19 protein-coding genes are annotated in these 19,394 nt (G+C 39.4%); 11 read left to right on the forward strand and 8 right to left on the reverse strand.

Annotation, left to right across the window (positions count from 1 at the left end; translation table 11 throughout):
• Positions 1-421: 421 nt before the first annotated feature.
• The 4 genes from thrS to rplT all read left to right on the forward strand — a co-directional run bounded on the left by thrS (position 422) and on the right by rplT (position 3,659).
• Positions 422-2,368, forward strand: a complete 1,947-nt coding sequence (gene thrS, locus ACSHZO_RS09920) for a threonine--tRNA ligase (protein ID WP_298247507.1) — start codon at positions 422-424, stop codon at positions 2,366-2,368.
• Positions 2,369-2,395: 27 nt separating this feature from the next.
• Complete coding sequence (infC, locus tag ACSHZO_RS09925; protein WP_084509743.1) at positions 2,396-2,947, forward strand: translation initiation factor IF-3; 552 nt, start codon at positions 2,396-2,398, stop codon at positions 2,945-2,947.
• 36 nt (positions 2,948-2,983) lie between these two features.
• Positions 2,984-3,181: a 50S ribosomal protein L35 gene (gene rpmI / locus ACSHZO_RS09930; RefSeq protein ID WP_141878381.1), complete on the forward strand. Its 198-nt coding sequence runs from the start codon at positions 2,984-2,986 to the stop codon at positions 3,179-3,181.
• A 133-nt stretch (positions 3,182-3,314) separates the two neighbouring features.
• A complete protein-coding gene (gene rplT, locus ACSHZO_RS09935) occupies positions 3,315-3,659 on the forward strand; it encodes a 50S ribosomal protein L20 (protein ID WP_026914511.1) in 345 nt (114 codons plus the stop codon).
• 72 nt (positions 3,660-3,731) lie between these two features.
• On the opposite strand, the gene ACSHZO_RS09940 is transcribed toward rplT, so the two are convergent.
• From ACSHZO_RS09940 to tgt, 6 genes are all read right to left on the reverse strand, one after another.
• Positions 3,732-4,163: a secondary thiamine-phosphate synthase enzyme YjbQ gene (locus tag ACSHZO_RS09940; protein ID WP_298247508.1), complete on the reverse strand. Its 432-nt coding sequence runs from the start codon at positions 4,161-4,163 to the stop codon at positions 3,732-3,734.
• Positions 4,164-4,172: 9 nt separating this feature from the next.
• On the reverse strand, positions 4,173-5,525 hold the full coding sequence (locus ACSHZO_RS09945) for an asparagine synthetase B (protein ID WP_298247509.1): 1,353 nt from the start codon (positions 5,523-5,525) through the stop codon (positions 4,173-4,175).
• A complete protein-coding gene (gene dnaB / locus ACSHZO_RS09950) occupies positions 5,500-7,047 on the reverse strand; it encodes a replicative DNA helicase (protein ID WP_298247510.1) in 1,548 nt (515 codons plus the stop codon). Before dnaB ends, ACSHZO_RS09945 begins: the two co-directional genes overlap by 26 nt.
• A 169-nt stretch (positions 7,048-7,216) precedes the next feature.
• Complete coding sequence (locus ACSHZO_RS09955) at positions 7,217-8,170, reverse strand: acetyl-CoA carboxylase carboxyltransferase subunit alpha (RefSeq protein ID WP_295180994.1); 954 nt, start codon at positions 8,168-8,170, stop codon at positions 7,217-7,219.
• A 95-nt stretch (positions 8,171-8,265) separates the two neighbouring features.
• A complete protein-coding gene (locus ACSHZO_RS09960; RefSeq protein ID WP_295180992.1) occupies positions 8,266-9,342 on the reverse strand; it encodes an LptF/LptG family permease in 1,077 nt (358 codons plus the stop codon).
• 9 nt (positions 9,343-9,351) lie between these two features.
• Positions 9,352-10,482, reverse strand: a complete 1,131-nt coding sequence (gene tgt / locus ACSHZO_RS09965; protein WP_298247511.1) for a tRNA guanosine(34) transglycosylase Tgt — start codon at positions 10,480-10,482, stop codon at positions 9,352-9,354.
• A 256-nt stretch (positions 10,483-10,738) separates the two neighbouring features.
• On the opposite strand from tgt, the gene ACSHZO_RS09970 reads away from it, so the two are divergent.
• The 3 genes from ACSHZO_RS09970 (at position 10,739) to ACSHZO_RS09980 (ending at position 13,306) form a co-directional block, all read left to right on the forward strand.
• Positions 10,739-11,584 carry a transketolase gene (locus ACSHZO_RS09970; RefSeq protein ID WP_295180989.1) on the forward strand — a complete coding sequence of 282 codons (846 nt, stop codon included), beginning with the start codon at positions 10,739-10,741 and terminating at the stop codon, positions 11,582-11,584.
• Between the two features lie 33 nt (positions 11,585-11,617).
• Positions 11,618-12,571, forward strand: coding sequence for a transketolase family protein (locus ACSHZO_RS09975; RefSeq protein WP_298247512.1), 954 nt, complete (start codon positions 11,618-11,620; stop codon positions 12,569-12,571).
• A gap of 132 nt (positions 12,572-12,703) precedes the next feature.
• A complete protein-coding gene (locus tag ACSHZO_RS09980; RefSeq protein WP_298247513.1) occupies positions 12,704-13,306 on the forward strand; it encodes an outer membrane beta-barrel protein in 603 nt (200 codons plus the stop codon).
• A 63-nt stretch (positions 13,307-13,369) separates the two neighbouring features.
• On the opposite strand, the gene recQ is transcribed toward ACSHZO_RS09980, so the two are convergent.
• Positions 13,370-15,565 carry a DNA helicase RecQ gene (gene recQ / locus ACSHZO_RS09985; protein WP_298247514.1) on the reverse strand — a complete coding sequence of 732 codons (2,196 nt, stop codon included), beginning with the start codon at positions 15,563-15,565 and terminating at the stop codon, positions 13,370-13,372.
• An 84-nt stretch (positions 15,566-15,649) separates the two neighbouring features.
• Between recQ and ACSHZO_RS09990 the strand changes: the two genes are divergently transcribed.
• Genes ACSHZO_RS09990 through lptB form a run of 4 tightly spaced genes read left to right on the forward strand, consistent with a single transcriptional unit; the run spans position 15,650 to position 18,573 of the window.
• Positions 15,650-16,615 (forward strand): KpsF/GutQ family sugar-phosphate isomerase, encoded by a 966-nt coding sequence (locus ACSHZO_RS09990; protein WP_295180981.1) that lies wholly within the window; start codon positions 15,650-15,652, stop codon positions 16,613-16,615.
• Positions 16,615-17,442, forward strand: coding sequence for a twin-arginine translocase subunit TatC (gene tatC, locus ACSHZO_RS09995; RefSeq protein WP_295180979.1), 828 nt, complete (start codon positions 16,615-16,617; stop codon positions 17,440-17,442). Before ACSHZO_RS09990 ends, tatC begins: the two co-directional genes overlap by 1 nt.
• A gap of 3 nt (positions 17,443-17,445) precedes the next feature.
• On the forward strand, positions 17,446-17,793 hold the full coding sequence (locus ACSHZO_RS10000; RefSeq protein WP_298247515.1) for a carboxymuconolactone decarboxylase family protein: 348 nt from the start codon (positions 17,446-17,448) through the stop codon (positions 17,791-17,793).
• 39 nt (positions 17,794-17,832) lie between these two features.
• Positions 17,833-18,573, forward strand: a complete 741-nt coding sequence (gene lptB, locus ACSHZO_RS10005) for an LPS export ABC transporter ATP-binding protein (protein ID WP_026914497.1) — start codon at positions 17,833-17,835, stop codon at positions 18,571-18,573.
• Here the strand turns inward: lptB and ACSHZO_RS10010 are convergent.
• Positions 18,570-19,319, reverse strand: coding sequence for a CDP-alcohol phosphatidyltransferase family protein (locus ACSHZO_RS10010; RefSeq protein ID WP_298247516.1), 750 nt, complete (start codon positions 19,317-19,319; stop codon positions 18,570-18,572). The two genes, lptB and ACSHZO_RS10010, sit on opposite strands and share 4 nt — an antisense overlap.
• Between the last annotated feature and the right edge of the window lie 75 nt (positions 19,320-19,394).

A 19,394-nucleotide genomic window follows, 5' to 3' on the forward strand; every position in this document is an offset into this window, starting at 1 on the left:
ATAGCCTACCCTTTACATACCTTTCAGTGAACTCTCACCCTGCTCTCAAAGCGGCTGCAAATATACACTAACTTTTTTCTTTCTACCAAACTAAAATTTAATAAATTTTAGTTTAATTTTTTAAAGCCAGATCCTCTCACATCACCCACCATTACTACTTTCAACGAACATACGCCTTGCTGCCAAAGCGGCTGCAAATATACACCCCATTTTTAATTACACAATGACTTTCCGAAGAAAAATATAAAATAAATACAAGATTGCTTATAAGTGATTGAATTTCAGAATTATCTAATTCTAAATAATTTCATAATACATTTCCGAAGAGATAATCAACACCTATATATAGTATATAGGTAAGTATGTATTGTGCAACCAAACTCAACACCTTATCTTTGCGACTTCGTAAAACATGTATATAATGATCAAGATCACTCTGCCAGACGGAAGTATTAAAGAGTTTGAAAAAGGCACTACTCCGATGGATGTAGCCAGAAGTATAAGCGAAGGACTTGCAAGGAATGTTATTTCTGCAAAGTTCAATAATGAAACTGTAGAAACCACAACACCTTTAAATACCGATGGCGATCTTGTTCTTTTCACCTGGTCTAATGATGAAGGTAAAAAAGCATTCTGGCATTCATCTTCTCACGTAATGGCTCAGGCTATTCAGGATCTGTACCCGGGAGCTAAGCTTACTATAGGACCAGCGATTGATAGAGGCTTCTACTATGATGTAGACTTCGGAGAGAAAAAGATCTCAGAAAATGATTTCAAGAAGATCGAAGACCGTATGCTGGAAATTTCCCGCGGTAAACATGATTTTGCACTGCGTTCAGTTTCTAAAACTGATGCGCTGGAATTTTACAAGAAGGAGAATAATCCTTTTAAGGTAGAGCTTATCGAAAATCTTACTGATGGTGAAATCACCTTCTGTGATCACGATACTTTCACAGACCTTTGCCGCGGTGGTCATATTCCAAATACAGGAATCATCAAAGCAGTAAAATTAATGAGTGTTGCCGGTGCATACTGGAGAGGTGATGAAACTAATCCTCAACTAACCAGAGTATATGGTATATCATTTCCGAAGCAAAAAGAATTAAAAGAATATCTGGCTCTGCTGGAAGAAGCCAAGAAAAGAGATCATAGAAAATTGGGGAAAGAATTGGAGCTATTCACTTTTTCCCAAAAAGTTGGACAGGGATTACCATTATGGCTTCCGAAAGGTGCAGCTCTTAGAGAGAGACTCGAGAATTTCCTAAAGAAGGCTCAGAAGAAAGCCGGCTATGAAATGGTTGTAAGTCCGCACATTGGTCATAAGGAACTTTATGTAACTTCTGGTCATTATGCTAAATACGGGGAAGATAGCTTTCAACCGATAATGACTCCTAATGAAGGAGAGGAATTTCTACTCAAGCCTATGAACTGCCCGCATCACTGTGAAATGTACAATGCGAGTTCCTGGAGTTATCGTGACCTTCCGAAGAGATTTGCTGAGTTTGGTACTGTATATAGGTATGAGCAAAGTGGAGAATTGCATGGTTTAACCAGAGTTAGAGGTTTTACTCAGGATGACGCGCATATATTCTGTATGCCGGAGCAGCTGGATGAAGAATTTAAAAAAGTAATTGACCTTACCTTATATGTATTCTCGTCTTTAGGTTTTGATGACTTTACTGCCCAGGTGTCTTTAAGGGATCCTGAAAAGAAAGATAAGTATATAGGATCTGATGATGTTTGGAAAAAAGCCGAGTCGGCCATTTTAAGTGCTGCGGAAGAAAAAGGTCTTAATTATGTGATTGAAAAAGGAGAAGCGGCTTTCTACGGACCAAAACTTGACTTTATGGTTAAGGATGCACTGGGAAGAAGCTGGCAACTTGGAACCATCCAGGTAGACTACAATCTGCCAGAGCGCTTTGACCTGACATATAAAGGAAGTGACAATGAGTCACATCGACCAGTCATGATTCACCGTGCTCCTTTTGGAAGTATGGAGAGATTTATTGCTATTCTTCTGGAACATACAGGTGGTAATTTCCCACTGTGGTTAATGCCAGAACAGGCAATTATTCTCTCGCTCAGCGAGAAATATGAAAATTACTCACAAAAAGTTTTAAATTTACTTGAAAATCACGAAATTCGCGCCCTTGTAGACAATAGAAACGAAACTATCGGGAAGAAGATTCGGGAAGCCGAAGTAAACAAATTCCCGTATATGCTGATTGTCGGCGAGCAGGAAGCCAAAGATGGTACGATTTCTGTTCGTAAGCATAGTGAAGGAGATTTGGGAACGATGAAGATCGATGATTTTGCAGATTTGATTAATACAGAAATCAGTAGTACCTTAAAGCCTTTCAAAACATAAGTTTAATTAAAATTTTAAGCCATAGCTATACGTAGAAAAAAACCGAACAGGTTCGGTCGACAAAAAGAAGAGCAGCACCGAATCAACGAGAAAATCAGAGCAGACGAAGTACGCCTGGTTGGTGATAACGTAGAGATGGATGTATATCCTGTAAAGAAAGCTCTTGCAATTGCAGAGGAACAGGGTCTTGATCTAGTAGAGATCTCTCCAAATGCAAAACCACCAGTGGTAAAAGTAATGGACTATAAGAAGTTTCTTTATGAGCAAAAGAAACGTGAAAAGGCCATGAAAGCTAAAGCCAGTAAGGTAGTCGTTAAAGAAATTCGATTTGGTCCCAATACAGATGATCATGATTACGAGTTTAAGAAACGTAATGCAGAGAAATTCTTGAAAGACGGTGCAAAGCTAAAGGCTTTTGTTTTTTTCAAAGGACGATCTATCGTGTTCAAGGATAAAGGAGAAATTCTTCTTCTTAGACTTGCACAGGATCTTGAAGAACTTGGAAAGGTAGAACAGATGCCAAAACTTGAAGGAAAGAGAATGACAATGTTTCTCTCTCCTACCAAGAAATCGAAATAAGAGAATAAGAGAGTTAATTATAAAAAGAGGACAGTAATGCCTAAGATGAAAACGAAATCCAGTGCCAAGAAGCGTTTCAAGCTAACCGGTACAGGTAAGATTAAAAGAAAGCACGCGTTTAAGAGTCATATCTTAACAAAGAAGTCTAAGAAACGTAAGCTAGCCTTAACTCACAGTACTTTGGTACATGATGCAGATAAGCAAAATATCAAACTTCAATTACGTTTAAAGTAAATTGAAGCTCTTGAGGTTTAATTAATTATTTAACCATGGAGTTGGGCAACACTTAGACTGTGCATAGTGCTACAGTATAAGTTTAAGTTGAAAGTGTCGGTGAACGACCGCCTACTACAAAAAAATTTAAAATATGCCAAGATCAGTAAACTCAGTTGCCAAAAGGGCACGTAGAAAAAAAGTTTTAAAGCAAGCAAAAGGTTATTTTGGACGTCGTAAAAACGTTTGGACCGTTGCTAAAAATGCGGTTGACAAAGCGATGCTTTATGCATACAGAGACCGTAAAGCTAAGAAACGTAACTTCCGTTCTTTATGGATTATGCGTATTAACGCTGCAGCCAGACAGGAAGGATTATCTTATTCTCAATTTATGGGGAAAATCAAAACCAGTGAAATTGGATTGAACCGTAAGGTTCTTGCCGATTTGGCGATGAACCACCCAGAGGCTTTCAAAGCAATTGTAGAAAAAGTAAAATAAACAATTATACTCTCTTATAGAAAAATCCCGCAATTGCGGGATTTTTTGTTTTCTACTAATCCGGAAATGATCCTAGATATCCTCTTCTCCATAGATCGTTAGCACAAGTTTTCTCGATCCTCCAGAGTTTCTATGCTCACACAAATATATGCCCTGCCAGTTTCCCATGTTCAAACTACCATTAGTAATAGGAATTTGCAATGAAGGCCCGGTTAGTGAAGATTTGATATGTGCAGGCATATCGTCGCTACCCTCTGTAGTATGTCTATAATACTCCTGATTTTCCGGTACCATCTCATCAAAATGACTACGGAAATCTTCTCTTACAGTTGGATCTGCATTTTCATTGATGGTCAACCCTGCAGAGGTATGTTTGATAAAGATCTGCAAGAATCCGAATTTGAAGTCTTCTATTTCTGAACAATGATTTAAAATTTCATCTGTAATTAAGTGGAAACCACGTTTGCGTGGTTTTAAGCGCATTTCAGTCTGATAAATTTCCATTCAATTTTATTAAGTTTTCTGTTCCTTTTTCTTAGCTGCCGGAAATAGCACATTATTAAGAATAAGCCGGTATCCTGCCGAATTAGGATGCAACTGCAATTCTGTTTTAGGATCCCCTACCCTGTGTTGATAATCTTCAGGATCATGTCCCCCATAGAAGGTGAAAAATCCCTTGCCTTTTACCCCATGTATATACCGAGCTTCGCCATTGAGTTTGGATTCTCCCATTATTAAAACACCAGGTTTGATCGTTTCAGGATCGTAACTTGTTGTTTGTCCCATAAAACCTTTTACCAGCCGGGTATGATTTTGCGTAAGCATGGTTGGCACTACATCCCATTTCGCAGAATAATCCATCAAAGTAAAATAATCACTCTCCTTTTCGATCATCTGTCGTTTCGAGGTCATATCTATATTGGAAAATTCATACACCAACGGACTTCTCTCCAAAATAAAATCGGTGAACGCAAAGCTGAGATCATAATCTAATTTAGATTGATACGCCGGTTCACTTGGATCACCATCAAACATTGTTTCTGCGATATCTACCCCATTTGCCGCCAAAGCGATATCAAAACTATCTGTGGCACTACACATGGCAAACATAAAACCTCCCCCTTTTACATATTCACTTATTCTTCTGGCCACCGCAAGTTTCTCTTCTGAAACTTTTTCATAACCGAGCTCTTTCGCCAGTCTTTCAGCTTCCTTCTTGTCTTCTATATACCAAGGAGTAGATTTAAAACTGCGATAAAATTTCCCATATTGCCCGGTGAAATCTTCATGATGCAGGTGAAGCCAGTCATATAAGAGCAGGCCATCTGCCAGAACTTCACGGTCGTAAATGGTAGTATATGGTATTTCAGCATAACTAAGTGCCATAGTAACGGCATCATCCCAGGGTTTATTTCCCTGCGGACTATAAACTGCAATTTTAGGTGCCTTTTCCAGTGGAACTGATTCCATGTTCTGGGAAGGACTGCTAATTTCCTGAAGAATAATTTCTGCTTTTTGATCACTAATGATCTCAAAAGACACACCACGAATCTGGCATTCTTTCCGAAAATCTGGATGATCTGAGACCAGAAAGGAACCACCTCTGTAATTTAGCAGCCAGTTGACCTTGAAGTTTTTCTGAAGGGAAAAATAGACCATTCCGTATGCCTTCAAATGATCATTTTGTGTACTCGCATCCATCGGGATAAGTACTTTGGAGGCATTTGCAGTAAAACTGGTAACCAATAGATACAAAAAAAGCAAAGTAGTTTGAAGTACTTTGCTTTTTATAATATTTTTTAAATGTCCTGTATTGCTGATATTCTTCAGTTTAAGATCATTAAAATGGAACGTCGCTATCATCATCCTCGCTATTCATTGAGCTACCAAATGCTTCATCTGCACTAGGATTTGGTAAATTGAAATTTCCGAAGTCATCCCCATCTCCACTATTCATGCTTGAAGGAATTTCAGAAGGGAAACTAAAGTCTTCTAAATTATCGAATTTACCGAGTTCTCCAATAAACTTTAAGCGAATATTTTCCAGACCACCATTACGGTGTTTCGCTACAATGAACTCACCCTGACCCTGCGTAGGTGTTCTTTCTTCATCATCCCACTCTTCGATCTTATAATATTCCGGACGATAAATAAATGATACAATATCTGCATCCTGCTCGATCGCTCCAGATTCCCTAAGGTCGGATAGTAATGGTCGTTTACTTCCACCACGCGTTTCAACCGCACGGGAAAGCTGTGAGAGGGCGATTACAGGTACATTAAGTTCTTTTGCTAGAGCCTTCAGGTTTCTGGAAATCATGGAAATCTCCTGTTCACGGTTCCCACCTTTCTGCCCGCCACCGGCAGTCATTAATTGCAAATAATCTATAACAATAAGTCTTATCCCATGCTGGGAGGCAAGACGTCTGGCTTTTGCACGTAGATCAAAAATAGAAAGTGAAGGAGTATCATCAATAAACAAAGGTGCTTTTTCAAGATCTTTCACCTTTACATTCAATTGCTCCCATTCGTGCTGCTCCAATTTACCGGTTCTAAGTTTTTCTGAAGAAAGTCCGGTTTCAGAAGAGATCAAACGGGTGATCAACTGTACTGAAGACATCTCCAGTGAAAAGAATGCTACTGGAAAACCCTGGTCTACAGCAATATTTCTGGCCATAGATAAGGTAAGCGCAGTTTTACCCATACCTGGACGGGCAGCAACTATAATCAAATCTGAAGGTTGCCATCCCGAAGTAAGATCATCAAGTTTGTCGAATCCTGAAGGAACTCCACTAAGTCCTTCTTTGTTGGAAATCTCCTGGATCTTCTTCTTCGCCTGGATTACCAGTGATTGTGCAGTTTCGGTTGATCGCTTAATGTTCCCCTGGGTTACTTCATACAGTTTGGATTCTGCTGAATCTAAAAGATCGAACACATCTGAACCTTCATCAAATGCTTCCTCAATTATTTCGTTGGAGATCTTAATTAAAGATCTCTGAATGTACTTCTGTAAAATTATACGTGCGTGAAATTCAATATGCGCACTACTGGACACCTTTTGAGTAAGCTGAATGAGATAATAGTCTCCTCCAACCTTATCAAACACCTTATCCTTCTTAAGTTGGTTAGAAACGGTTAATAAGTCAATCGCTTCAGAGGCATCAAACAATTTTTTGATGGCATCATAGATCAACTTATGGGAATTCTTGTAAAAGGCATCCGGTACCAGAATATCAATGATCTCGTCAACTCCTTTTTTGTCGATCATCATTGCACCAAGCACAACCTCTTCTAAATCAACAGCTTGAGGCGGGACTTTACCTTTCTCAAGGCTTACCACATTTGTTTTTTTGTAGGTAATGTTCTGGGGGGAGCTTATTTTTTCCATAGATACGAAAGTAAATAAAATGTTAAGACAATCTTAAGTAGAAAGCCCTGAGGTACTCAACAGGTAATGAACAATTCACCTGTTGATAACTTCGATTTTGTGTTAATAAGACAAAAAAATCCGGAATTTGACTGCCGGATTTTCTAACTATGATGTATAAATAAAGCAGTTAGCCTTTAAACACTCCCATGTCTAAATATTTATCCATTCTATTTTCTACCAGTTGGTCTGGTGATAAGTTTCTGAATTCAGAATGTGCTTTGGTAATTGAAGATTTTACCGTATTAAAGATCTCTTCGCGATTGCTGTGAGCACCTCCTAAAGGTTCTTTTACAATTTCATCAATAAGCTTCTGCTTTTTCATATCTGTAGCAGTCAGTTTTAAAGCGTCTGCTGCTATTTCCTTGTATTCCCAGCTTCTCCATAAAATGGAAGAACAGCTTTCAGGAGAGATCACAGAATACCAGGTGTTTTCCAGCATTAGTACTTTATCTCCAACACCAATTCCCAAAGCTCCACCACTGGCACCTTCACCAATAATCACTACGATGATTGGCACCTTTAATCGCGTCATCTCAAGAATATTTCTTGCGATCGCTTCACCCTGCCCACGCTCTTCAGCTTCCAGCCCAGGATATGCTCCAGGAGTATCAACGAAACATACTACAGGAACACCGAACTTTTCAGCAGACTTCATTAAACGAAGTGCTTTTCTATACCCTTCAGGATTGGCCATCCCGAAATTACGGTATTGTCTTGTTTTGGTATTATAACCTTTTTGCTGCCCAACAAACATAAAACTTTGATCATCGATCTTTCCAAGACCACCAATCATTGCCTTATCATCCTTCACATTACGATCACCGTGCAATTCAAGGAAAGTATCTCCACAAATAGCGTTTATATAATCTAAAGTATAAGGTCTATTAGGATGCCTGGAAAGTTGTACTCTCTGCCAGGGCGAAAGATTCTTATAGATCTGTTTCTTGGTTTCAGCAAGTTTCTTCTCAATTTGCTTGCAGGTTGCCGTAACATCTACATCACTTTCCTGTCCAATATTGCAGGCTTTGGCATATTGTTCCTCAAGCTCCTTGATAGGTTGTTCAAATTCTAAATACTCCATATTTCTTATGGTTATTAATTTAAATAGCTCACAAATATAACAACTTTGAAAGGATAGAAATGGCTGATAAAGTTTAAATTTTCAACAGTTATGGATTAACGCTTCGCGCGAATAAGAAGCACGATGGCCAGTATCCCGAATACTATATTAGGAAACCATACTGCGATCAAAGGTGAGAAGGTGGACTGCTCTGCCATGGTTCCAAAAACCTTGTCGAAAAAGATAAAAATAAAGGCCAGGCAGATTCCCACTGCAAGGTTCACTCCCATTCCTCCTCTTCTCTTAAAGGAAGACACTGCAACGGCAATTATTGTTAGAATAAAGGCTGAAATAGGGATACTCCAACGCTTATAAGCCACGACCTCATACCTGCTTATGTTACCCGAACCTCTTCTTTTTTCCTTAGAGATGAACTCCTTTAATTCGGTATAATTTAATGTTTCAGCAATATAAGATTCAGGAGTAAGTTCATCGAATTCGAATGGCAGGATCGTGTCCAGGGTCCTGTAGTTAAATATGCTATCTCCTCTGGCTCCAATAATTCGTTTATCTGCCATAGTAAGCCTGTACGTACTGTCCTCTGGATTGTAGCGTAAACTGGAAGCGCTTATCTTAAATTTCAACTCATTCCCTTCAAAGTGTTCTAGCGTAAAATTACGCGCAGAATTTGAACTTGGTGAAAAGTGATTGGCGTAGATGAACTCGTTGTCATTGATCTGCCGGTAAACATCGTTGGTTTCCCTGGTTTCCTGCCCGTGTTTTAAATACCTGTATTTAAACTCATTAAAACCTTTACTGGCCTGCGGAGCGAGATACATGGAAAGAATCAATGCACCAACACAAACTATAGTTGCACCTATTAAATAAGGCCTTAGAAATCTATAAAAAGAAACACCACTACTTAAAAAAGCGACAATTTCAGTATTCATCGCTAGCTTCGAAGTGAACCAGATGACCGACAAGAATAGAAATATAGGAAATAGGAGGTTTGCAAAATAGATGGTAAAGTCCAGATAGTAATAGGCGACTTCAATAAATGGCACTTCATTATCCAGGATCTTGTCGATCTTTTCAGCAAGGTTTACAGTGATACCAATTGGAATGAACAACAACAGCATCATACTGAAGGTTCCCAGATATCTTTTAAGTATATACCAATCGAGAATTTTCAAATTCCGGAATTATAATCGTTTATCCATTTGTTTTACCATCTTATCTTTCCACTGTGTGAAATCTCCGGCTAATATATGCTTTCTGGCTTCTCTCGTCAACCACAGGTAGAAACTAAGATTATGAATACTTGCAATTTGCCTGCCAAGCATTTCGTTCACAGTAAATAGATGTCGAACATAGGCTTTAGAATACTCTGAATCTACAAAGCTAACACCTTCTGGATCTATTGGTGAAAAGTCATCTGCCCATTTCTTGTTCTTGATATTAATGGTTCCATGGGATGTAAATAACATTCCGTTACGTCCATTTCTAGTTGGCATCACGCAATCGAACATATCTACTCCTAAAGCAATATTTTCAAGAATATTAATTGGTGTTCCCACTCCCATTAGATAACGTGGCTTGTCTTCCGGTAGTATGGCAGTAACCACTTCAGTCATGGCATACATTTCATCTGCCGGTTCTCCTACAGATAATCCTCCAATAGCATTTCCTTCAGCTCCGGCATTTGCGATATATTCCGCAGATTGCTTCCGAAGATCTTTATAAGTGCTTCCCTGTACGATCGGGAAAAGCGTTTGCTTATAATCATAAATTTCAGGCGTTTTCTCAAGGTGATTAATACACCTGTCCAGCCAGCGATGCGTCATATGCATAGATCTCTTTGCATAATTATAATCACATGGATATGGCGTACATTCATCAAAAGCCATAATAATATCGGCTCCAATGGTACGCTGAATTTCCATTACATTTTCAGGAGTAAACGTATGATAGGAACCATCTATATGAGATTTGAACTTCACACCTACTTCCTTGATCTTTCTTCTTGCTGAAAGTGAATAAACCTGGTAACCACCACTATCTGTAAGGATATTTCGATCCCAATTCATGAATTTATGAAGTCCACCGGCTTTCCTGAGAATTTCAGTTTGAGGTCTAAGGTATAAATGGTAGGTATTTCCCAGTATAATATCTGGATTGATGTCTTCCTTTAGTTCACGTTGATGTACGCCTTTAACGGTAGCTACCGTTCCAACCGGCATAAAAATAGGAGTTTCGATCTTGCCATGATCTGTGGTAATACTTCCGGCACGTGCTTTACTACCTGCATCGGTAGATAAAAGTTCAAATTTCATCTGGTATTTAATATATGTTCTTTAACGATCAGATGCAATTCGCCAAAAAACCTCGAATTGAAGTAAAGTTTTTGAATTGGCTCATTTCATAGTTCCGTTTGATCGCTGCAAAGATACTCATTCAAAACTCAAATGGAAGTCAGAGTTCACAGAGCCTGTTAGTATTTTGCTGAAAAAGTTAATAACTGGGGTATGGTTGCTTTGTCAAAGGCTTTAAATCGCTTATTTTTGCGGCAACAAAACAACACATTATAAAATGCCAAACATCAACGAATTACAAGATTTTGTCACTCAGGTTCGCCGCGATATTCTGCGACAGGTGCATAAAGTAAACTCTGGTCACCCTGGAGGTTCTTTAGGTTGCGCTGAATTTTTCACGGCTCTTTACCAGGAAGTTATGGATCACAACACCAGCTTCAACATGGATGGTAAGGGAGAAGACCTGTTCTTTCTTTCCAATGGTCATATCTCCCCGGTTTTTTACAGTGTACTTGCCCGAAGTGGATATTTTCCTGTTGAAGAACTGAATACTTTTAGATTGATCGATTCAAGATTGCAGGGACACCCTACCACTCACGAGGGACTTCCTGGAGTTAGAATTGCTTCAGGCTCGCTAGGACAGGGAATGAGCGTTGCTCTGGGTGCTGCCCAGGCTAAAAAACTGAATAATGATACTCATCTTGTGTACACCCTTCATGGTGATGGTGAGTTGCAGGAAGGTCAGAACTGGGAAGCGATCATGTACGCTGCCGGAAATAAAGTAGACAACCTAATTTCTACAGTAGACCTCAACGGTCAGCAAATTGATGGTAGTACAGAAAAAGTACTTCCGCTAGGAAATCTTAGAGCTAAATTTGAAGCATTTGGCTGGGACGTTATGGAAATTGAAGATGGAAATAATCTTCAACAGGTGATCGACGGACTTAAAGAAGCTAAAACCAGAACTGGAAAAGGTAAGCCAGTCTGTATTTTAATGAACACGGTAATGGGTAATGGTGTCGATTTTATGATGCATACACACGCATGGCACGGGAAGGCTCCAAACGACGAGCAGTTGGAAAAAGGACTTTCTCAGAACCCGGAAACCCTTGGTGATTACTAAGCCGAATTCATTAAAATCAAAATTAAGAATATCATGAAAGAATATATAAATAAAGGAAGTAAGGATACCAGATCTGGTTTTGGAGATGGCTTAACAGAACTTGGGCAATCTAACGAGAATGTGGTTGCACTATGTGCCGATCTTACCGGATCCCTGAAAATGGACGACTTCAAAGCAAATCATCCTGAAAGATTTTTCCAGGTTGGTATTGCTGAAGCGAATATGATCGGGATGGCCGCAGGGATGACCATTGGTGGGAAAATTCCGTTTACAGGAACTTTCGCCAACTTCTCGACAGGTAGAGTTTACGACCAGATTCGACAAAGTGTTGCCTATTCCGGGAAGAATGTGAAGATCTGTGCAAGTCACGCCGGAGTTACTTTGGGAGAAGATGGTGCAACTCACCAGATCCTTGAAGATATCGGCTTGATGAAAATGCTACCTGGAATGACGGTGATCAACACCTGTGATTATAACCAGACTAAAGCTGCAACCAAAGCAATTGCAGATTACGATGGTCCTGTTTACCTGAGATTTGGCCGACCAAAGGTTGCTAATTTTACTGAAGAGGATCAGGATTTCCAGATCGGGAAAGCAGTGCATCTATATGAAGGTGCCGATGTTAGTATCATTGCAACTGGTCATTTAGTTTGGGAAGCTATTCAGGCGGCTGTGGAGCTGAATGAAAAAGGTATTAGTGCCGAAGTGATCAACATTCATACAATCAAACCACTTGATGAAGAAGCTGTGATCGCTTCAGCTAAGAAAACCGGATGTGTGGTTACTGCTGAAGAGCATAACTTCCTTGGCGGACTTGGTGAAAGTGTTTCCAGAACTTTGGCTTCTCACCACCCTACACCTCAGGAATTCGTGGCGACTGAAGATTGCTTCGGGGAAAGCGGAACTCCTGCTCAGTTGATGGAAAAATATGGTTTGAATGCCACTGCTATTGTAAAGGCTGCGGAAAAAGCTATTAAAAGAAAATAATACTTCTATAACATAGAAGTCAGCATATTAAAGCCTTCTGAAGTTTATCTTCGGAAGGCTTTTCTACTTTTACTGAAATAAACAATAAACCCATGGCGTTATAATAGCCTGAAATAAGAAAAAATTAGACCTATGAAAAAATTAATGATGTTTGCACTAATGATTGGTGCGCTGAATGTTTCTGCACAGGATGCAAGTTTTGGGATCAAAGGTGGATTAAATTACGGTGCAACCGGAGAATATGAATCGATTAGCCGTCTAACCGATGATTTTAGCGGTTCATTTGAAGATGGAGAAAACAAGACCGGTTTTCATGCAGGATTTTTTGGTCAGTTCGAAATACTGGGAATCTTTCTACGCCCGGAATTGGTTTATACAGAAATGAATACCGAGTACTCACAATTTGATTATAAGCTTCAGAAGATAGATGCTCCTGTACTTCTAGGAGTAAATGTGCTAGGACCTTTGAATATCAAGGCAGGTCCGGCATTTCAATATATTCTGAAAAATGAACTGGAAAACACGAATTTGAGTATTGGTGATGTTGAAAATGAAATCAGTGTGGGATATCAATTAGGAGCAGGTCTTGATTTAGGCAGGCTTGGTTTCGATGTTCGATATGAAGGAGCTTTCCAGGACAACCAGGCATTGGGTGGAAATCTTGCTGCCGATAGTGGTTTCACTATAGATTCAAGACCATCACAATGGATCCTGAGTATAGCATATACACTCTAGATGAGACTCAATAGTTAGATTATTGTAATAAAAAAACCCAGAAGAGATTCCGGGTTTTTTGTTTTAGTTCGCTACCTGACTTATAAACTTGATTCGGTATAATCGCAATTCTTCGTCATCATAATCGCCATCAAACTCTTCCATCGCTTCATCGATCTTATCGGTCTCCGCTTCCAGGAAATATTCATGAATCTCTTCCTGTTGGTCTTCATCCAGAATATCATCGAGATAATAGTCAATATTCAATTTGGTTCCACTATAGACGATCGCTTCCATTTCCTTGATAAACTCAGGCATTTGCATACCTTTTGCCGAAGCAATATCTGATAATGGTAATTTCCTGTCTACACTCTGGATAATAAATAGTTTCAAAGCACTATTGGCACCTGTAGATTTCACCACAAAATCATCGGGCCTTACAATTTCATTATCTTCAACATATCTCGAGATAAGATCTACAAAATCTGCTCCGTATTTTTTGGCCTTTCCTTCACCTACTCCATGAATGTTTCCTAATTCCTCGATACTTATCGGGTATTTAAGAGCCATATCTTCCAAAGATGGATCCTGGAAGATCACAAATGGAGGCAGGTCTTTCTTTTTAGCAACATTCTTCCGAAGTTCCTTTAGCATTTTGACCAGCTGATCATCCACAGTATTTGCAGATTTTTGCGGTACAACGACTTCTTCAGTACTATCATTAAAAACATGATCCTCGGTCATCATAAATGATACCGGATTCTTCAGATACTCTTCCCCACGCCTGGTTAGCTTTACCACCCCGTAGGTTTCAATATCCTTTTTCAGAAATCCTGCGATTAAAGCCTGGCGTATTAGTGCCATCCAGTAACCGGCATGTTGGTGACTTCCTTTTCCGAAGAGAGGATGTTCATCGGTCTTATGAGAAAGAATGACCGCATTGCTTTTTCCAATGAGCGTGCGCACCACTTCCTTTGACTTATATAACTGATTTGTTTCTTTAACGGTTTTCAGCAATAGCTCAAGATCATCCTTGGCTTCATGCTGATTCTTGGGATTCTGAACATTATCATCCATATCTGCTCCTTCCCCGGTTTCAGAATCGAATTCCTCCCCAAAGTAATGCAGTATAAATTTTCTTCTTGAGATGGAAGTTTCAGCAAAGGCAACCACTTCCTGTAATAGTGCATGGCCAATCTCCTGTTCTGCGACAGGTTTACCGCTCATAAACTTCTCAAGCTTTTCGATGTCCTTATAACTGTAAAACGCAAGACAATGACCTTCACCACCATCTCTCCCGGCACGACCGGTTTCCTGGTAATAACTTTCTATACTTTTAGGAATGTCATGGTGAATCACAAAACGAACATCTGGCTTGTCGATCCCCATTCCAAAGGCGATGGTTGCCACCACCACATCGATATCTTCCATAAGAAACATATCCTGATGTCTGGAACGTGTTTTTGCATCCAGGCCGGCATGATAAGGAACGGCTTTAATGCCATTTACCTGAAGAGTTTGAGCAAGCTCTTCCACTTTCTTTCTACTCAGACAATAGATAATTCCCGATTTACCATCGTTCTTTTTAACGAAACGAATAATATCGGCATCAACATTCTTGGTTTTTGGCCGTACCTCGTAATAAAGATTAGGTCGGTTAAAACTTGCCTTAAAAGTATTTGCATCTGCGATTCCCAGATTCTTCAGAATATCTTCCTGAACTTTGGGAGTAGCCGTGGCGGTAAGTCCGATGACCGGTATATTATTGCCAATACGCTGAAGTATATGTCTTAGATTTCGATATTCCGGCCTGAAGTCATGTCCCCATTCACTTATACAGTGTGCTTCATCCACAGCAAGGAACGAGATCGTCTGATGCTTCAGAAAATCCACATAATCTTCCTTGGTTAGTGATTCCGGAGCCACATAGAGAAGTTTACAAACACCATTATCGATGTCTGCTTTTACCTGGTTTACTTCTGTTTTGTTTAAAGAGGAATTCAAAACATGGGCGATACCATATTCCGAAGAGATACTACGAATAGCATCTACCTGGTTCTTCATTAAAGCTATAAGTGGGGAAACAACGATCGCTGTTCCATCCTGTATTAGTGCAGGGAGCTGATAACATAATGATTTACCTCCACCCGTTGGCATAACAACGAACGTATCATGGCCATTTACGATACTGGTGATAACATCTTCCTGAAGCCCCTTAAACTGACTAAAACCAAAGTACTTCTTCAGTTCTTTGTGTAAATCAATTTCGGTCAAACCCATTCAATTGTGTTACAATTTTACATACATTTGTATAACTAAATATACGGTTTTCTTTAGTACCTGCAATTCTTAATTTAATCTAATTTGAAACTTAGCGAGCAAATCATTTCTTCAGCGAAAGAAACCATTTCAAACGAAGCCAAAGCAATTGCGAATCTCGAAAATTACATTGACGAAGAATTCATTAAGGCGGTAGAAGTCATCTATAGGTCTGAAGGTCGTGTTGTGGTCACCGGTATTGGTAAAAGTGCCATAATCGCCAATAAGATTGTGGCCACTCTCAACTCAACTGGTACTCCATCTATTTTTATGCATGCGGCAGACGCGATCCATGGAGATCTTGGGATCGTCCAGGATAATGATGTGGTGATCTGTATTTCCAAAAGTGGAGATAGCCCTGAAATAAAGGTTTTAGTGCCACTCATTAAGAATTTTCATAATGTACTTATAGGACTCACCGGGAACAAGGATTCATTTCTTGGGAAACAGGCAGACTATGTTCTTAATAGTTATGTAGAGATGGAAGCCTGTCCTAATAATCTCGCTCCGACTACTAGTACAACTGCACAAATGGTTATTGGAGATGCAATTGCAGTATGCTTATTGAATTTAAAAGGCTTCAGCAGCAGAGATTTCGCCAAATATCATCCGGGAGGATCATTAGGTAAGAAATTATATTTGAGAGTTAGCGATATCGTATCTCAAAATATGGTGCCTATGGTTTCTGCGGAAACCGATGTGGCTAATGTGATCATTGAAATTTCAGAAAAAATGCTGGGTGTAACCGCAGTTCTGGAAAACGATCGAATCATTGGGATCATCACAGATGGTGATATTCGTAGAATGCTGAAGGATCACGGAGAAATAAAGGGATTAAAAGCACGGGACATCATGAGTGCCGATCCAAAAACGATCGAACAGGATACTCTGGCTGTTGTGGCCATGGAAATTCTTGAGAAGAACCAGATCTCGCAGCTACTGGCTGTCGAGAATGGAAAATATACGGGTGTTGTTCACCTGCACAATTTAATAAGAGAAGGAATTTTATAATGGAAAGAATCGCCCCCCAGGAAGAACCGGAAATGTCTTTTTTAGATCATCTTGAGGAACTAAGATGGCATTTGATTCGTGCAGTACTTTCTGTAGTAATCGCAGCCACTGTTGCCTTTTTACTGAAAAGTTTCATATTTGATGTTGTATTATTTGGACCTAGCAAAGGTGATTTCTGGTCCTATAGTATGTTATGTAAAGTTTCTGAAGCGCTTGGTTTTGACGGTGGGTTCTGTTTTCAAGAGCTTCCTTTTACCATACAAAGTAGAACGATGGGTGGACAGTTTTCTGCACACATCTGGACTTCCATTACCGCAGGTTTTATCATCGCATTCCCTTACATCATTTATGAGTTCTGGAAGTTTGTCGCTCCTGCAATGCATGAGAAGGAACGTAAACATGCTAAAGGCTTTATTTTTGTGACTTCCATGCTATTCTTTATTGGAGTCCTTTTCGGTTATTACGTGATCACTCCGTTATCCATAAACTTCCTTGGGAAATATCAGGTAAGTGACATTGTTCTGAATGAATTCGATTTAAGTGATTATATAGGCCTGGTAAGAACTACAGTTATAGCTTCAGGATTAATTTTTGAGCTTCCTATACTTATTTATTTCTTGACAAAGGTTGGTATTGTAACACCACAATTCCTGAAAACCTATAGAAAGTATGCCCTGGTGATTGTACTTATCCTTTCGGCAGTAATTACTCCGCCAGATATTGTGAGTCAGATCATTGTTGCGGTTCCGGTATTGATACTTTATGAAGTGAGTATTATCATTTCAAAGTTCATGTATAAAAAAGAAGAAGAAAAATTAAAAAGTTAAGCTATGACAAATCAAGTGGACGAATTTAATTCGTACCGTGCCAAGATGAACGATAAGATTCTTGGTGATAATAATAAGATCATAAAAAGGATATTTAACCTGGACACCAATGCATTTGCTGAAGGTGCCCTGGATAAAAAAACAAAAGAATTACTTGGACTGGTTGCATCTACAGTATTGCGTTGTGATGACTGCGTAAGATATCACCTGGAAGCGAGTTATAATGAAGGAATCACCAAGGAAGAAGTAATGGAAACCCTGAGTATTGGTACTCTTATAGGTGGAACTATCGTGATCCCTCACTTAAGACGTGCTTACGAATATTGGGAAGCTTTGGAAGCCCAGGAATAAAACGGAACAATTTCTGCTTATTCAGAATAAATTGAGACTATGAAACTACGCGCTGAAAATCTGATCAAAACTTATAAAGGAAGAAATGTTGTAAAAGGTATTTCTGTGGAAGTTAATCAGGGAGAGATCGTGGGGTTACTTGGACCGAATGGTGCTGGTAAAACCACATCTTTTTACATGATCGTAGGTTTGATCAAACCCAATAGTGGGAACATTATTCTGGATAAGCAGAACATTACCAAATTCCCCATGTACAAGCGTGCACAGCACGGAATTGGATATCTTGCCCAGGAAGCTTCGGTTTTCAGGAAGCTGAGTATCGAGGACAATATTCTTAGCGTTCTGGAACTTACCAAGCTTTCAAAGAAAGAGCGATTAATGAAGATGGAATCGCTTATTGAAGAATTTGGACTTGGCCATATACGAAAAAGCCGTGGAGACCTTTTAAGTGGTGGTGAACGTCGAAGAACAGAAATCGCCAGGGCTTTGGCTACAGATCCAAATTTCATTCTCCTAGATGAGCCCTTTGCCGGGGTAGATCCAGTGGCGGTAGAGGACATTCAAAGAATTGTTGCTCAACTCAAAGACAAGAATATCGGTATTCTCATTACCGATCACAACGTGCAGGAAACCCTTGCCATTACCGACAGGACCTACCTTATGTTCGAAGGTAGCATTTTAAAGCATGGAATGCCTGAAGAGCTGGCCGAGGACGAAATGGTACGTAAAGTATACCTTGGACAGAACTTCGAGCTTAGAAAGAAAAAGATCTTTAACTAAGCTGTTGCTTTTCTATTGGAAATTACTGAAAGTAGTACATAGAGAAGGATAATTACTGGTATTGCTATAAACTTCAGGAATACTATGAGCAAGAGGCAACTAATAATAAAGAAGTATCGTAATTTATTCTCTTTAAATCCCCAGTCTGAAAATTTTAGCGCGAATAATGGTAATTCCGCATTCAGAAGAATACAGCTTAAGATCGTTAATCCAACCAAAAACCATTCGTTCAGAATCAATTGATTGATCATTGGAACAGATTCATAGGTAAGAATTAGTGGTAAACTAAGGATCAGCAAAGCATTCGCCGGAGTTGGAAGACCAATAAAAGAATCAGTTTGGCGATCATCGACATTGAATTTTGCCAAACGATAGGCTGAAGCTACAATGATTAACAATCCTATAAGCGCGAAAGGTTGCAGGTTGAGATCAAATTCTGAAGAATTCCAGTCGGTTGATAAGCTACCGCTGGACGGCAATGCTTTTATGATCAACTGGTACATCACTATTCCCGGCACTACTCCACTGGTAACGACATCTGCCAGAGAATCCAGTTGTAGTCCTACTTCACTTTTTACATCAAGCGCACGAGCGGCAAGCCCATCAAAGAAATCGAAAAAGATCCCTGCTGCTACGAATATAGCCGCCAGCACCAGGTTTCCCTGTACAGCAAAAATAACTGCGATACTACCAGATAGCAGGTTTAAAGAAGTAATTAGATTCGGAACGTGTTTTTTTAAGCCCATTTGACTGTTTTAAATAGAATCCACTAAACTAACATTTTGAATTTAAAAGCCTCTAAAAATACTGTTATATGAAAA

It is taken from the genome of Christiangramia sp. 3-2217-3z (assembly GCF_051195275.1).
Lineage (GTDB): Bacteria > Bacteroidota > Bacteroidia > Flavobacteriales > Flavobacteriaceae > Christiangramia > Christiangramia marina.

What these genes read in the sequence shown, in the direction of transcription:
- thrS (WP_298247507.1), top strand. Translation starts at nt 422, where the DNA reads ATGATCAAGATCACTCTGCCAGACGGAAGTATTAAAGAGTTTGAAAAA.
- rpmI (WP_141878381.1), top strand. Translation starts at nt 2,984, where the DNA reads ATGCCTAAGATGAAAACGAAATCCAGTGCCAAGAAGCGTTTCAAGCTA.
- rplT (WP_026914511.1), top strand. Translation starts at nt 3,315, where the DNA reads ATGCCAAGATCAGTAAACTCAGTTGCCAAAAGGGCACGTAGAAAAAAA.
- ACSHZO_RS09940 (WP_298247508.1), bottom strand. Translation starts at nt 4,163, where the DNA reads ATGGAAATTTATCAGACTGAAATGCGCTTAAAACCACGCAAACGTGGT.
- ACSHZO_RS09945 (WP_298247509.1), bottom strand. Translation starts at nt 5,525, where the DNA reads ATGATGATAGCGACGTTCCATTTTAATGATCTTAAACTGAAGAATATC.
- dnaB (WP_298247510.1), bottom strand. Translation starts at nt 7,047, where the DNA reads ATGGAAAAAATAAGCTCCCCCCAGAACATTACCTACAAAAAAACAAAT.
- ACSHZO_RS09955 (WP_295180994.1), bottom strand. Translation starts at nt 8,170, where the DNA reads ATGGAGTATTTAGAATTTGAACAACCTATCAAGGAGCTTGAGGAACAA.
- tgt (WP_298247511.1), bottom strand. Translation starts at nt 10,482, where the DNA reads ATGAAATTTGAACTTTTATCTACCGATGCAGGTAGTAAAGCACGTGCC.
- ACSHZO_RS09970 (WP_295180989.1), top strand. Translation starts at nt 10,739, where the DNA reads ATGCCAAACATCAACGAATTACAAGATTTTGTCACTCAGGTTCGCCGC.
- ACSHZO_RS09975 (WP_298247512.1), top strand. Translation starts at nt 11,618, where the DNA reads ATGAAAGAATATATAAATAAAGGAAGTAAGGATACCAGATCTGGTTTT.
- ACSHZO_RS09980 (WP_298247513.1), top strand. Translation starts at nt 12,704, where the DNA reads ATGAAAAAATTAATGATGTTTGCACTAATGATTGGTGCGCTGAATGTT.
- recQ (WP_298247514.1), bottom strand. Translation starts at nt 15,565, where the DNA reads ATGGGTTTGACCGAAATTGATTTACACAAAGAACTGAAGAAGTACTTT.
- tatC (WP_295180979.1), top strand. Translation starts at nt 16,615, where the DNA reads ATGGAAAGAATCGCCCCCCAGGAAGAACCGGAAATGTCTTTTTTAGAT.
- ACSHZO_RS10000 (WP_298247515.1), top strand. Translation starts at nt 17,446, where the DNA reads ATGACAAATCAAGTGGACGAATTTAATTCGTACCGTGCCAAGATGAAC.
- lptB (WP_026914497.1), top strand. Translation starts at nt 17,833, where the DNA reads ATGAAACTACGCGCTGAAAATCTGATCAAAACTTATAAAGGAAGAAAT.
- ACSHZO_RS10010 (WP_298247516.1), bottom strand. Translation starts at nt 19,319, where the DNA reads ATGGGCTTAAAAAAACACGTTCCGAATCTAATTACTTCTTTAAACCTG.